At 62.2% G+C, this 12,698-nt stretch carries 12 protein-coding genes; 5 read left to right on the top strand and 7 right to left on the bottom strand.

The window, feature by feature from the left end; genetic code table 11:
* Nucleotides 1-613: 613 nt before the first annotated feature.
* A complete protein-coding gene (locus PJK54_RS01440; protein WP_240499551.1) occupies nucleotides 614-967 on the top strand; it encodes a hypothetical protein in 354 nt (117 codons plus the stop codon).
* Nucleotides 968-1,071: 104 nt separating this feature from the next.
* On the opposite strand, the gene PJK54_RS01435 is transcribed toward PJK54_RS01440, so the two are convergent.
* The 6 genes from PJK54_RS01435 to PJK54_RS01410 form a co-directional block, all read right to left on the bottom strand.
* The gene (locus PJK54_RS01435; RefSeq protein WP_271302130.1) at nucleotides 1,072-1,995 is read right to left on the bottom strand and encodes a LysR substrate-binding domain-containing protein; all 924 of its coding nucleotides are present in this window, start codon (nucleotides 1,993-1,995) and stop codon (nucleotides 1,072-1,074) included.
* 221 nt (nucleotides 1,996-2,216) lie between these two features.
* Nucleotides 2,217-3,767 (bottom strand): amino acid racemase, encoded by a 1,551-nt coding sequence (locus PJK54_RS01430; RefSeq protein ID WP_271302020.1) that lies wholly within the window; start codon nucleotides 3,765-3,767, stop codon nucleotides 2,217-2,219.
* A gap of 136 nt (nucleotides 3,768-3,903) precedes the next feature.
* Nucleotides 3,904-5,226, bottom strand: coding sequence for a dicarboxylate/amino acid:cation symporter (locus PJK54_RS01425; RefSeq protein ID WP_271302019.1), 1,323 nt, complete (start codon nucleotides 5,224-5,226; stop codon nucleotides 3,904-3,906).
* 345 nt (nucleotides 5,227-5,571) lie between these two features.
* Nucleotides 5,572-6,561 carry an ABC transporter substrate-binding protein gene (locus PJK54_RS01420; RefSeq protein WP_271302018.1) on the bottom strand — a complete coding sequence of 330 codons (990 nt, stop codon included), beginning with the start codon at nucleotides 6,559-6,561 and terminating at the stop codon, nucleotides 5,572-5,574.
* Between the two features lie 278 nt (nucleotides 6,562-6,839).
* Nucleotides 6,840-7,541: a pseudouridine synthase gene (locus PJK54_RS01415; protein ID WP_077372850.1), complete on the bottom strand. Its 702-nt coding sequence runs from the start codon at nucleotides 7,539-7,541 to the stop codon at nucleotides 6,840-6,842.
* Nucleotides 7,541-8,434, bottom strand: a complete 894-nt coding sequence (locus PJK54_RS01410) for a nitrilase family protein (protein ID WP_176493057.1) — start codon at nucleotides 8,432-8,434, stop codon at nucleotides 7,541-7,543. The genes PJK54_RS01415 and PJK54_RS01410 overlap by 1 nt, the downstream gene beginning before the upstream one ends.
* A gap of 404 nt (nucleotides 8,435-8,838) precedes the next feature.
* On the opposite strand from PJK54_RS01410, the gene PJK54_RS01405 reads away from it, so the two are divergent.
* From PJK54_RS01405 to PJK54_RS01395, 3 genes are read left to right on the top strand one after another with little or no spacing between them, the layout of a single operon-like run.
* On the top strand, nucleotides 8,839-9,192 hold the full coding sequence (locus PJK54_RS01405) for a DUF1904 family protein (protein ID WP_271302017.1): 354 nt from the start codon (nucleotides 8,839-8,841) through the stop codon (nucleotides 9,190-9,192).
* Nucleotides 9,189-10,169, top strand: a complete 981-nt coding sequence (gene rarD / locus PJK54_RS01400; RefSeq protein WP_176502661.1) for an EamA family transporter RarD — start codon at nucleotides 9,189-9,191, stop codon at nucleotides 10,167-10,169. The genes PJK54_RS01405 and rarD overlap by 4 nt, the downstream gene beginning before the upstream one ends.
* Before the next feature lie 37 nt (nucleotides 10,170-10,206).
* Nucleotides 10,207-11,229 (top strand): YihY/virulence factor BrkB family protein, encoded by a 1,023-nt coding sequence (locus PJK54_RS01395; protein WP_077372841.1) that lies wholly within the window; start codon nucleotides 10,207-10,209, stop codon nucleotides 11,227-11,229.
* 213 nt (nucleotides 11,230-11,442) lie between these two features.
* On the opposite strand, the gene PJK54_RS01390 is transcribed toward PJK54_RS01395, so the two are convergent.
* Nucleotides 11,443-11,874, bottom strand: a complete 432-nt coding sequence (locus PJK54_RS01390; RefSeq protein ID WP_077372838.1) for an OsmC family protein — start codon at nucleotides 11,872-11,874, stop codon at nucleotides 11,443-11,445.
* A gap of 318 nt (nucleotides 11,875-12,192) precedes the next feature.
* Here PJK54_RS01390 and PJK54_RS01385 point away from each other — a divergent pair, with 318 nt between their 5' ends.
* On the top strand, nucleotides 12,193-12,633 hold the full coding sequence (locus PJK54_RS01385; protein WP_084208978.1) for a hypothetical protein: 441 nt from the start codon (nucleotides 12,193-12,195) through the stop codon (nucleotides 12,631-12,633).
* The last annotated feature ends 65 nt before the right edge of the window (nucleotides 12,634-12,698 follow it).

Here is a 12,698-nt window from a genome sequence, read left to right as displayed (position 1 = left end):
CTCTCTGTGGTGTGCATCGTTTCTCATGCCATCACACGGCTACCGCACGGCGCTTACCGCTGGGGCGAGCTCCGTCTCATGGTCTTCCACCATGGCGTCCTGCCTTGGCGAGAAATGCATATTTGAATATAGGAAATTTCAAGAAACCTAATAATAGCCGAGTCGAGGCAAGCGCGAGAAGGAATTCGTTAGTTCGCTGCGACACAATGCGTCGCATTTACGAGACACTCAGCTCGATACCAACGCGTCTCGCCGCGCCCTCCCCTCTATCGCACTCAAATTCATACCGGAAATTTCCGCCCCATTCGTCAACGCTTACGTGCTCGGTCTGACTAAACTGATACCCAGCTTCATCAAATTCATACGCCTACGTAAGACATTGCCAACAAATCCCAAAATCCACTTTCCCCAGCCCCACGGGAAATTTCCGCCCAGGCACGGAAAATTCCGGTTTTTCTGACCAACAATATCGCTAACTTACTGATTTACATAGAAAGTGGTGATAATCGAGGCTCTGCTTCGCGCTCACATTCGGGGATATAAAAAACTAATGTTGCACTGCAGCATCAACAGGCGTAAGACTGTCATGAGGTTCCTTTACGTGGAGAGCACAATGACTCAACAACCTGCCTGGTCTGAGTTGGTCCCGACGACACCTGCTGCGATGTTCGATGTCTGGAAGCTGGGGACGACATCGGTGGAGATGTGGTCGACGGCGATGTCGACCATCATGTCGCGCACGCAGTTGTGGGGGACGCAGTCGCCGCTGGATCCGAAGATGATCGCGGAGAACCAGAAGATGGTGTCGGAGAAGATCGCCGCCAGCTGGGAGATGTGGTTCGTGATGCAGAAGGCGTGGATGAACGCGATGTCGGGTGGCAAGGTCGTGCCGTGGTGGACGACGGGTACGCAGTTCATCAAGCCGCTGCACAAGCGCACGACGGCCAATTCACGGCGCCTGTCGTGAGTCTGCGATACCCTTGCGCGAGCCTGGCGAGATGATGGATGAGAGCGAAGACCAGTGGCGGTGGGCGGAAGACGCTCACCGCCACTGGCGTTATGAACGAGAGGTCACCCTTGAGTGGCGGAGGTGGCTGTGCGGCTGGCTTGCGTGTCCAGGCAGGCTTGCCAGATGCGCTCCGCGACCTGTTGTTCGTGCTCGGCATGCCGAAACAGGCAGATATCCAGCGGAGCGGTGTGGCGGTCATCCCCGACGATGCGCAGGCGGCCGGCGTTGAGATCATCCCGTACGGCGCGCTCCGGTACCCAGGCGATACCGCTGCCGGCCAGGACCCCGCGCTTGAGCACGTCTGACATCGAGCATTCGTAGCAGAAGTTGAGGCGTGCCGAGAGGGATTCCCGATTGAGGATCAGCGCGGTGAGTCGCCCGAGATAGCTGTCACTGGAGTAGCAGAGGTACGGTTGCGGAGTGTCGCTTTCCAGCGAGAACAACGCCTGCCCTGCCTCATCCACTGCACTCACCGGCACCAGACGCTCGGATTCCAGCACGATGGAGGGATAGCGCACCATGTCGGTGAGCGTCGGCAGCAGTGGGCTGTTGTAGGCGAGCATCAGATCACAGTTGCCGCTGATCAGCGCATCGACACAGCCGGCGACGTGGTCCGGCACGATACGCGCCTTGAGCTTGCCCAGTCGAGTCTGGAGTTGTTCATGCCAGTCGACGAAGAAGCTGACCGCCAGCGTGTGGGAGGCCGAGATCGACACCACTTCTTCGATCTTGGGCACGAAGCCCAGTGCTTCTTCCCGCCCGACCCGCAAGACCGAGAGCGCATCCTGCGCCGTCCGCTGGAAGGACTCGCCGGCCGGTGTCAGCCCTACCGGAAACAGGCTGCGATCAATCAGGGTCGCGCCCACCCAGTATTCCAGATTGCGTATCCGGCGGCTGAAGGCCGGCTGAGTCACGTTGCGCAACTCAGCCGCGCGCGAGAAATTGCGCGTGACGGCCAGCGTGAGGAAGTCTTCCAGCCAGTTCATTTCCACGGCGATTTCCTGGAGTGAGGCATGTAGCGCCGCAGTATAGCGTGGCTGGTCTTCCTGTCCTCTTGCATGCCTTCCTTCCTTCCTTCCTTCCTTCCTTCCTTCCGCGTAGTCAGTGCTGTCTGTTTCCCTCGCTGTTTTCACAGCGCTACATTCTCCACCTCGACGTCTTTGACACGAGGTCATCGGCACGAGGTCATCGGCACGAGGTCATCTGGCTATTGCGCCAGGGCGATGCAGCGGCGTGCCAGTATCTCCGAGGGGTCCAGCAAGGCCACGCGCTCACGCAGCGCTTTCGGCAACTCGATCAGCGGCAGCTCCGTACAGCCCAGAATGACCACCTCTGCCCCCTGGGCCAGCAGGTGCTCGATGGCGGCTTCCAGCATCAGACTGCATTCGCCTGAGGTGTGGCCCGCCTTGACGCCCTGCTGCCCGTAGATGGCGTCCATCACGCAAGCCTGATGGGAGGCGTCCGGCACCAGCGTCTCACGCCCCGAGGCTTCGAGGATGTCGTGGTAGACCCGACTGGCCACGGTGCCACTGGTCGCGAGCAGCCCGACCCGCGCCACCGGCGTCTCCCGCGCGGCGATATCCTCCACCACCGCATCGAGCATGTTGACGATGGGGATGTTGAGGTAGGGCTGGATACGCGCCACGAAGGCATGCGCGGTATTGCAGGGAATCACGATGGCATTGGCACCATCCGCTTCCAGTCGCTGACAGGTGGCGAGCATCGGGATGCTCGGGTCTTCCCCGTTGCCGATCAGATTGGCGGTGCGATCGGGAATCTGCGGATTCTGCTCCACCACCATCTTGAGGTGATCCTGATCGCGCTCGGCACGTGTCAGTCCCACCACCTTGCGCATGAAGTCCACCGTCGCGGCGGGCCCGACCCCGCCCAGCACGCCCAGCTTGAACTGTCGCCCTTCCTGCTCGCGATCATGTCCCAGCGCGTACTCGGCGTAGATTCGATTGGAATCCAGCAACGGCACCGGAATCAGGGGCTGCAGCGAGGCCATCATCACCGGGATCTCGCTCAGGCCCGGCACGATGATCTCCGCACCCTGACGAATGAGATCATCGCAGGCTTCCATCAGCTGCTGCAGACATTCACCGCCATGATGGCCGCTCTTGATGCCCGTCGGGCCATAGATGGCCTCCATCAATGCCTCGCGCTGCACGCGCGCCTCCGGGTAGAGCACCTCGAGCTCCGCGCCGGGCTCGGCACCTTCCGGTCGGGTCATGGGTTCAGAGACGGGCCCGGACAGACGACGCGTGAAGATGCCAGAGGCGCGCACGTAGCTTGAGGTCAGCACACCGATCTTGCGAACGTCGGGGTACTCGCGGCGAATGCGGTCCTGCAGTGCCTCGAAGATATCCACCACGTTCACGCTGATTTCCGGGGTGATCTCGGCCAGGAAGGTATGCGAGAGAAAGCATGGCACCAGCGCATTCTCGACCTTGCCCTGCATGTCCTTGAGCACGTTGTAGACGTAGAACTTGCGGCGCAGCGGGTCATAGCCCTCTTCCGCGATGCCGGGGCCATCCTCGAAGTGGCGTTGCTCGAAGGCGATGTCCACCCGGCGCGGGGGCTTGCAGTACTGGGCCGCACGCACGGTCTTGAGCAATACATCCGCGCTGCCCAGCGCCCCGAGCCCGCCGACCACACCGTAGCGGGTGACGGTGTCCGGCGCGTTGCGGGGCCCGCCAGCAGCGAGTCCAGCCGCAGAAAGCCGATTGACAGAAAGCCGTGTGGCAGACGCTTCCATGGCGCGATTCTCCTGACCATCTTTGATATGCCTGTCGGCCTGAGGGCGACAGATTCCTGGGGAAGGAAGACCGGCAGCGCCTCCTGGCTGCCGGTCAGTGGGAAGTGAAGGCCACTTCCCTCCATCAGCGCGACGCTCAGCTCAAGGTCGAACGCATCACGTGCGGGGTGTTGAAGACCTCTTCATCGAGTGCCTTCTCGCTCTTGGCGACCAGACAGCTGACCGCGCAGTCGCCGGCCACGTTCAGCCCGGTACGTGCCATGTCGAGCACACGGTCGATCCCGGCGATGATGGCGACCCCTTCCAGCGGCAAGCCGACGGAGGTCAGCACCAGCGACAGCATGATCAGCCCCGCCCCCGGCACGCCCGCCGTGCCGATGGAGCCCAGGGTGGCGGTCATGATGATGGTGACGTACTCGGTCATGCCCAGATCGACACCGTAGGCCTGGGCGATGAACAGCGCGCAGACCCCCTGATACAGCGCGGTGCCATCCATGTTGATGGTCGCGCCCAGCGGCAGCACGAAGCTCGAGACGCTGCGCTTGACGCCCAGATTCTGCTCGGCGGCCATCATGGTCACCGGCAGGGTGCCGGAGCTTGAGGTGCTGGTGAAGGCGAGCATGATCGGCTCGACACTGCCCTGGAAATACCGCACGGGATTGAGGCGCGCGACGAAGCGCAGCAGGCCGCCATATACCACCACGGCGTGCACGATGCAGCCCAGATAGACGATGGCGATCACCTTGGCCAGCGGCGCTAGCATCGCCAGCCCGTAGGTCCCGGCGACCCAGGCCATCAGCGCGAAGACACCGTAGGGCGTGAAGGCGATGACGATGCTGGTCATTCGATAGATGATTTCCGCCGCGGACTCGAAGAACACGCGCACCGGACGCGCCTTCTCCCCGACCAGCGTGATGGAGAGGCCGAACAGGATCGCAAAGACGATGATCTGCAGCACATTGCCCTCGGCGAAGGCCTCGACGGCATTGGTCGGCACCAGGCCAAGCAATGTCTCGACGGCGGTCGGCGCTTCCCGCACCTCGACACCGGCGGCGCTGCCAAGGGCGATGCCCACGCCCGGCTGGAAGAGAGCCGCCAGCCCCAGGCCGATGGTGATCGCCACCGCCGTCATACCCAGATACAGCCCCAGTGTCTTGAGGCTCAATCGCCCCAGGCGGGAAAGGTTGTCGAGCGATGCCACGCCGGTGACCAGCGAGACGAAGACCAGCGGCACGATCAGCATCTTGATCGCGCGGATGAACAGATCCCCCAGCGGCTTGATGTCGGCGGCGATATCGGCGCGGCCGGTCTGGTTGAGCAGGATGCCCAACCCAAGGCCCAGCACCAGTGCAATGAAGATCTGTTTCCAGAGCGGCAAGCCTGTCCACGGGGACAGCAAGCGCGCGACGGGACCGGGGGTGCGCGAATCGCGCTCGGCGAACGAATCAGTATCAGCCATGAGGTAAACCCTGCTTGTCATTGTTGTTTGCTGCGCGTTGAGGCGACGCAGAATGCGGGGTCATGGTGATACAGCGCGAACAGGTCCGACCAATTCTTTATTTTGATTTTCCATGCAAGATTTGCATGACGATGCCGCGATGGGGCTCGACGGGCAGTGAGAAGGTGCCAGAAACGCAAGAACCCCGCTCCAGGAGCGGGGTTCTGATCAGACATTGCCGGCGACAACAGGCACGCAGGCCGTGTCATCCAGTGTCGCCGAGTTTCAAGACCGAGTTTAAAGACCGAGTTTCAAGACCGAGTGTTCAGCCGTGCAGACGGAAGTGACAGGTTCGGGATCGACACGTCAGGCGTCCGGCAGGCCAAGCGCCTTCTGCACGGCAGGCCAGGCGGGTTCGCCATCTCGAGTGGTCACGCCTTCCAGCCAGCCCTTTACCTTGGCGGGATTGGCCTTCATCCAGGTGCCAGCCACCTCTTCCTGCGGGCGCTCTTCCTTGCCAAAGCCATAGATCAGCTCGCTCTGCTCCTCGGAGGTGAAGGCGATCTGGTCCAGGAAGACGGTGGCGTTGGGATGCGCTTGCGACCATGCCTTGTTGGCCAGGGTCTTCACGTCACTGGCGCCGCCACCCGGGCCCCACAGGTCCTTGGGGTCCTCCAGGAAGACCATGTCGTATTCGACCCCCATCCAGTGCGGGGTCCAACCGACGAACATGACCCACTCATCGCGCTTGATGGCATTGGCCACCGTCCCCAGCATGCCGGCGGTGGAGGATTCCTTGAGGTCCCAGTCACCCAGGCCATAGATGTCTTCGTCGACGGCACGGTTGGCGATCTCGCTGGAGCCCGAGCCGATCTCGATGGAGTAGATGGTCTTGTCGAACTTGTCGGCGAATTCCGGCTTGTCGACATCGTTCAGTGAGGTGACGCCGGCTTCGGCCACATAACGCGGTACGGCGAAATTGGCTCGCGCGCCGTTCACGTTGTTGCCCAGATCGACCATGGCGCCTTTTTCCATCGCCGCGTTGTACATGGTGCTCTGCCCCGGCAGCCAGGCGGCCAGATAGACATCCACTTCCCCGAGCGAGATGCCTTCATAGGTGATCTGCGCGCCCAGCTGACGCGTGGTGGGGGAATAGCCCAGCGCCTCGAAGATCTCGGAGGCGATTTCGGTCTTCATGGTCACGCCCGGCCACGGCGGCGCCGCGAATACCACACTGGCCTCTTCCGCGGCGCTTGCCGGTGCCGAGAGGGTCGCCAGCAGCAGGCCACTGCCCGCCAGCGCCATGCGCAGCGGCAGGGGTTTTATCAGGTGGGACTTGGTGAAGGGGGACGACATAGTGGATTTTCCTCGTTGTTGTTATGGAGACGCCATTGTCATGAAAATACTGGAAACAAGCGTTTGATTGAAGACGATCTCAGTATAAATTTCACTTCTGCAAAACGCACTTCCCGCAAAGAATTCACAATACGAGCAGACAACGCTTACCCTAAGCGCGATCGTTGGATCGATACAAGGCTCGGCGGCCAACGACGCACATGAAAAAGCCCCCGCCATTGAGGAAAATGACGGGGGCTTTTCATGACGATATGGCGCTGATGGTCAGACGCTGACAATCAGAAGCTGGCGATCTCTTCCGGACGCAGGAAGCGACATTCGCCGGGTTCCAGCTCCGGGTCCAGCTCCACGTCGCCGATGGCTTCACGGTGCAGGGCTTCGACATGATTGCCGATGGCCGCGAACATGCGCTTGACCTGGTGATAGCGGCCTTCGGTGATCCACAGCAGACCCACGGTGGCCGTTTCCATCTCCAGGCGTGCCGGACGCGTCGGCTTCTCTTCGCCATCCAGCATCAGGCCGTGTTCGAAATCTTCCACCGCACGCGCCAGCTCATCCCCTTCCAACGGGCGCGCCAGGGTCACGCGATAACGCTTGGCACAGGCTTTCTTGGGTGAGGTGACGCGGTGGTTCCACTGGCCGTCATCCGTCATCAACACCAGACCGGTGGTGTCGACATCGAGACGCCCGACGATGCTCAGGCGCTCGACATTGGGCAGCTCGATCAGGTCGTGCGCGCGCTCATACAGGCCCGGCTTGGTGGTGCATTCGACATTGGCCGGCTTGTGGAGCATCAGATAGCGCAGGCCCATCAGCTCCAGGTGCTCGCCGTTCCATTCGACGCGCATGCCATCCTTGACGGCACGCGCGGTGTTCTTGACTACCTCACCATCCACGGTGACATCGCCGCGATGCACGACCTTCTTGGCATCGCTGCGGCTGAGATCCGTGGTTTCGGTAAGGAATTTGTCCAGGCGCATCAGGCCTCCAGAGTGAAATGATCGGCGTCCATCCACGCCGGAAACTTGGTTCGAAACTCGTCGAGGGCGCCGCGTTCAAGCGTCACCGTCTCGATGAAGGGTTGGTCTGGCGCGGGGTCGAGGATGGGCTCGCCCTTGTAATCGCAGACCATGGAATCGCCGGTATAGTGCAGCCCGTTGGCATCGTCACCCACTCGGTTGACGCCCACCACATAGGCCAGATTCTCGATGGCGCGTGCCTGAAGCAGGGTGCGCCACGGATGCCGCCGTACGCCCGGCCAATTGGCCACGCACAGCAGCAGGTCATATTCGAAGGCGCTGCCGGTGGCACACTCTGCCGCGCTCATGCCGCCAATCACGGGGCGTTGACGCAGCCAGGTCGGGAAGCGCAGGTCATAGCAGACGGACAGCTGGATCCGGAAGCCATTGAGCTCGACGATCACCCGCTCATTGCCCATGCCATAACGCTCATGCTCGCCTGCCATGCGAAACAGATGGCGCTTGTCGTAATGTCTCAGCTCACCACTCGGCGTGGCCCACAGCATGCGGTTGTAGCACTCGTCTCCCTCGAGTACCGCAATGCTGCCCGTCATCACGCAACCGCGCGCGACAGCCTGCGCCTTGAGCCAGGCGACACTCTCGCTGGTCTCCATCGGCTCGGCCATCTCACGGGAATTCATGGTGAAGCCGGTGGCGAACATCTCGGGCAGCACGATGAGGTCGGTCAGGGCATTGTGGCCGTCAGGGCCGGTCGTCAGGCCAGCGGCGTCCAGCTGCTCGCCCAGCAGGCGACAGTTCTCTGCCGGGTCTTCCCAGCGCAGATCGGCCTGCACCAGGCTGACACGCAACTTGCCTGCGTCTTCCCACGTTGCTGATGGATTCGTCACTGTCATGCCGTCTCCCTGATCCTCGGTCATCTTGCCCTCATGCCGCCCTCCCGGGACACGCCTTGCGGGTGATGGAGGGCGTGAGGCCTGCATGCCATCGCGAGCATGAATGCGCCCATTCTACCGTCTGTGGCGCTCAGATGTGAGAGGCAATGCGGGAACTGGCCGACAACTCCGCGCGGCTCAGCCAGCGGATGTGTGCATGAGTCGCCGATGATATATTGACCATCGATATGCTGCCGCGGCCTGAAGGCGCGACGCAGGCCATCGCTTCCCCTTATGCTGATGTTGCGCGGGGCTTGATGCCGGCTCCGTCAGCGCCGGCTGATGAAGCCCGGCGCATGGACCTCGGTCCGCCTGTCGCCCACGCGCGCTGTCACCCCCACTCATTCGTGCTCCAGGAGCCCTGCATGCCTCAGCTTCGCTTCCATGGCGTTACCCCCGCCCGTCTCGCCCCCGTCTCGCGCACGCTTGTCGACCAGCTCAGTGAGGCCACGGCGACGCCGCGCGATGAGTTCACGCTGGAGTGCATCAGCACGCAATATGTCTTCGACGGCCAGACGGTGGATGCCTTTCCCTTCGTCGAGGTGCTGTGGTTCGAACGCGGCCAGCAGGTCCGTGACGTCTGTGGCGAGGCCATCCACCAGGCAATGCGCGAAGCCGGCTACCCCGAGACCGAGACCTTCTTCCTCGCGCTGTGCCCCTCGGGCTACTACATCGCGGGCAAGCCACTGGCTCAGGATGGCGAGAGTGACTCGCGATGAGCCAGGCGCAGAGCACGCCCGAGAGCGATGAAGCGGCAGCCCTGGCCCGTCGCGAAGGCCTCAAGGGGGTCGGCTACGGCCTGACGGCCTATGCCATGTGGGGCTGCTTTCCGCTGTACTTCGCGCTGTTTTCCGGCATCCCCGCCTGGGAGGTGTTGCTGCACCGCATCCTGTGGAGCTGCGTGTTTCTCATCCTCCTGATCAGCCTGCTGAAGCGCTGGTCACCGATTCGCAGCGCATTGTCCAGGCCACGGCAACTATGGCCGGGGCTGGCGTGCGCCTTGTTGATCGCGGCCAACTGGGGGATCTACATCTTCGCGGTGGAGCAGCATGAAGTGCTGCAGGCAAGCCTCGGCTACTTCCTGACGCCATTGGTCAACGTGGCACTGGGCATGCTGGTGCTCAAGGAGCGCCTGACTCGCCTGCAAGGCGTGGCGCTGGGGCTGGCGGCGCTGGGCCTGAGCCTGCAGTTTCTCAATCTCTCCGAGCTGCCCTGGATCACCCTTTCGCTTGCGCTGTCCTTCGGCACCTACGGGCTGCTGCGCAAGCGTGTCGCGCTGGATGGCCTATCGGGGCTGTTCGTCGAGACGCTGATGCTGGCGCCCCTCGCCCTGCTGTTGATCGCGGGTCTGTGGCAGACAGGCGAGTCACGCTTTCTGGCCACGGGCATCGGCCCGCTGGAGCTGCCCGCCAGCGTGCTGCTGATGTCCAGCGGTATCCTGACGGCGCTTCCGCTGCTGGCCTTTGCCGGCGCGGCACGCCGCCTGCGCCTCGCCACCGTCGGCTTTCTGATGTACATCAACCCGAGCATGCAGTTCGCCATCGCGTTGCTGGTATTCCACGAGACCTTGCAGCCCTCGATGCTGCTCACCTTCGTGTTGATATGGTCAGGGCTGGCGCTCTATTCGACCTCGACCCTGCTGGCACATCGAGCCGAAAGCCGCAGCCGACGGGCACTCAAGGGCGGCACCTCGTGACGCCTTGCCAGTCCACCGACTCTCCAGGAGGCCATTGATGCCGGACACGGCTGACGATACCTGGCGCGCGCGACTGCTGCGCTTTCTCCCCCGCCTGATCGCTTTCGCCTGGCGGGTGCTGGGCCAGTTCATCGCCAATCGTGGCGTACTGCTGGCGGGGGGAGTGGGCTACAACATCCTGCTCTCCAGCGTGCCGTTGTTCGCCCTGAGCTGCGTATTGCTGACGCATCTGGTCGATGAGTCACGTCTGATGAGCATCATCGCCATCCAGGTCCAGCATCTGGGACCCGGGCAGGAAGACGTGCTGCTGGATGCCGTGCGCAAGCTGCTGGACAACCGTGACGTGATCAGCTGGATCGGGATGGGGGGCTTGCTGTTCTTCGCCGGGCTGGCCTTTCGCATGCTGGAGGATGCCATCGCGCTGATCTTTCATCAGCACCCGGTGATTCGCAAACGCAGTGCCTGGATCTCGGCCCTGCTGCCCTATGCCTTCGTGATGGTACTGGGGGCCGGCCTGCTGGCACTGACCCTGCTGGTGGCACTGGCCTCGGCGATGAATGATGCCCTGACCCTGCTGACGGGTATCGAGGTCACGCTCGGCGAGGCGGGCAGTGAAGTGATCTACCTGATCAGCATCGTCGGCATGTTCGGGCTGTTCAGCGCCATCTACAAGATCCTGCCCCAGACACGCGTCTCCACTCGCCGTGCACTGGTCGGCGGGCTGGTCGCGGCGACCCTGTGGGAGCTGACACGTCTGGCGCTGAGCTGGTACTTCACTCACCTGTCCTTCGTGGGCGCCATCTATGGCTCGCTGGCCACCTTGATCGTGTTGCTGCTGGGCCTGGAGGTTGGCGCCATCATCCTGCTGCTTGGCGCTCAGGTGATCGCGGAACTCGAGCAATGCTCACGCGAGAACATCCGCTGGTACCGCACGCCCAGCCGTACCCCTCTGACGCGCCTGCAATCCCGTCGCAACGCCATGCAACATGCCGGGGCGATCAGCGAAGAGGAACTGCCACCCGATGAGCCAGATGATGCGAAAAGGCCCGACGAACGCTGACCGCAATGGAAGCGGATGGAGATAGGCTAGAGAGAAATGGAAAGAGAGATAGAGAGATAGAGAGTTAGAAAAAAAGAAATAGAAAAAAGAGAGATACCACGCAAAAAACCGCCCCTCAGGGCGGTTTTTTCATTGGCGCCCCCCTGCTGAGGGGATGCGCCTTCACGCGACAGCTGCCTCACCCTAAAGAGCCGAGGGCAGCTGGCGAGCGTCTCAGCTGTCGAGAGACGCCTCAAGGGTGATCTCGGCAGTGAACAGCTTGGAGATCGGGCAGCCGGCCTTGGCCTTCTCGGCGGTCGCCTGGAAGTCCGCGTCACTGATACCCGGCACCTTGGCCTTGGTCACCAGCGCGATCCTGGTGACGCTGAAACCGCTGTCATCCTTGTCCAGATGCACGGTCGCGCGGGTATCGATGGCGCTCGGCTCATGGCCTGCCTCTCCCAGCATCATCGACAGCGCCATGGAGAAGCAGCTGGCATGTGCTGCGCCGATCAGCTCTTCAGGATTGGTACCCGCGCCGTCTTCGAAACGCGTATTGAAACCATAGGGCTGATCCTTGAGGGCACCGCTTTCACTGCTGACGGTACCTTTACCCTGCTTGACGCTACCTTCCCAATGCGCGGAACCGGTTTTCTTGATCGTCATGCGTGTCTCCTTGACTGGGTGAACTCTCAGGGGGCCGTTGCCCTCTCCCCATCACATTGTCATGCCAGGCGACGACTTCAAGGGTCCGACACCAGATAACCGCCCTGACCACCGGATACGCCAGCCACCTCACCTGCCAGCGATGCAGGAACGTCAGCGAGAGTTGATTTCTCGTCATCTGCCCCGATCTCTGTTCCATCAGCGTCCAGTACAGCGCAACGGCTGGATGTCTCTTGCACAACGAGCAAGCGCTCATTGACTTGCTCACGGAATGGCCTGGCCCATGCTCCACGCCGTTTCCCCAAAGGAGCACTCGACATGTCATTCACGACCCCCTCGCCCTTCCGAGCAGGCGCTTCACGCAAGACGCGCTACGGTGTCGGCATCGCCGCCGTGATGCTGGGCTGCCTGAGCCTGTCACCGGCCTATGCCTTCGACGAGATGAATACCGAGACGGGAGTCAGTGGTGCCGCTGCCTCCCAGCACTCCTCGAACGGCGAGCCGACCACCAGCCACTCCACGCGTACCGCTGAGGATTCCCGCGACAATGGGGCGAATTACCAGCAGCACCAGCAGCCCGAGGCCAGCCAGCAATCCAAGGATGAGGCCAAGCGTCAGGTACAGAAGAGCCTCGACGGCGGAGATATCGGAAGCCAGGGGGGGCGACATGCCAATACTGGCCAGGCCAAGCCGACCGAGAACTGGTTCGGCTGCCCACCCTCCGGCGGCAAGCAGACTGCCCAATGTGACGGCAAGTGATCGCCCGGGCTGAGCCCTCGCGCTAGACACGATTCCCGCGGATGAAACAGGCCCGCAACCCTTGG

The sequence above is a fragment of the Cobetia sp. MMG027 genome (assembly GCF_027947415.1).
Lineage (GTDB): Bacteria > Pseudomonadota > Gammaproteobacteria > Pseudomonadales > Halomonadaceae > Cobetia > Cobetia marina.
Note: the sequence above shows the minus strand (reverse complement) of the source record. Positions and strands in the feature narration are given on the sequence as shown.

What these genes read in the sequence shown, in the direction of transcription:
- PJK54_RS01415 (WP_077372850.1), bottom strand. Translation starts at nt 7,541, where the DNA reads ATGCGCCTGGACAAATTCCTTACCGAAACCACGGATCTCAGCCGCAGC.
- PJK54_RS01395 (WP_077372841.1), top strand. Translation starts at nt 10,207, where the DNA reads ATGCCGGACACGGCTGACGATACCTGGCGCGCGCGACTGCTGCGCTTT.
- PJK54_RS01440 (WP_240499551.1), top strand. Translation starts at nt 614, where the DNA reads ATGACTCAACAACCTGCCTGGTCTGAGTTGGTCCCGACGACACCTGCT.
- PJK54_RS01410 (WP_176493057.1), bottom strand. Translation starts at nt 8,434, where the DNA reads ATGACAGTGACGAATCCATCAGCAACGTGGGAAGACGCAGGCAAGTTG.
- PJK54_RS01435 (WP_271302130.1), bottom strand. Translation starts at nt 1,995, where the DNA reads ATGAACTGGCTGGAAGACTTCCTCACGCTGGCCGTCACGCGCAATTTC.
- PJK54_RS01405 (WP_271302017.1), top strand. Translation starts at nt 8,839, where the DNA reads ATGCCTCAGCTTCGCTTCCATGGCGTTACCCCCGCCCGTCTCGCCCCC.
- PJK54_RS01385 (WP_084208978.1), top strand. Translation starts at nt 12,193, where the DNA reads ATGTCATTCACGACCCCCTCGCCCTTCCGAGCAGGCGCTTCACGCAAG.
- rarD (WP_176502661.1), top strand. Translation starts at nt 9,189, where the DNA reads ATGAGCCAGGCGCAGAGCACGCCCGAGAGCGATGAAGCGGCAGCCCTG.
- PJK54_RS01425 (WP_271302019.1), bottom strand. Translation starts at nt 5,226, where the DNA reads ATGGCTGATACTGATTCGTTCGCCGAGCGCGATTCGCGCACCCCCGGT.
- PJK54_RS01390 (WP_077372838.1), bottom strand. Translation starts at nt 11,874, where the DNA reads ATGACGATCAAGAAAACCGGTTCCGCGCATTGGGAAGGTAGCGTCAAG.
- PJK54_RS01420 (WP_271302018.1), bottom strand. Translation starts at nt 6,561, where the DNA reads ATGTCGTCCCCCTTCACCAAGTCCCACCTGATAAAACCCCTGCCGCTG.
- PJK54_RS01430 (WP_271302020.1), bottom strand. Translation starts at nt 3,767, where the DNA reads ATGGAAGCGTCTGCCACACGGCTTTCTGTCAATCGGCTTTCTGCGGCT.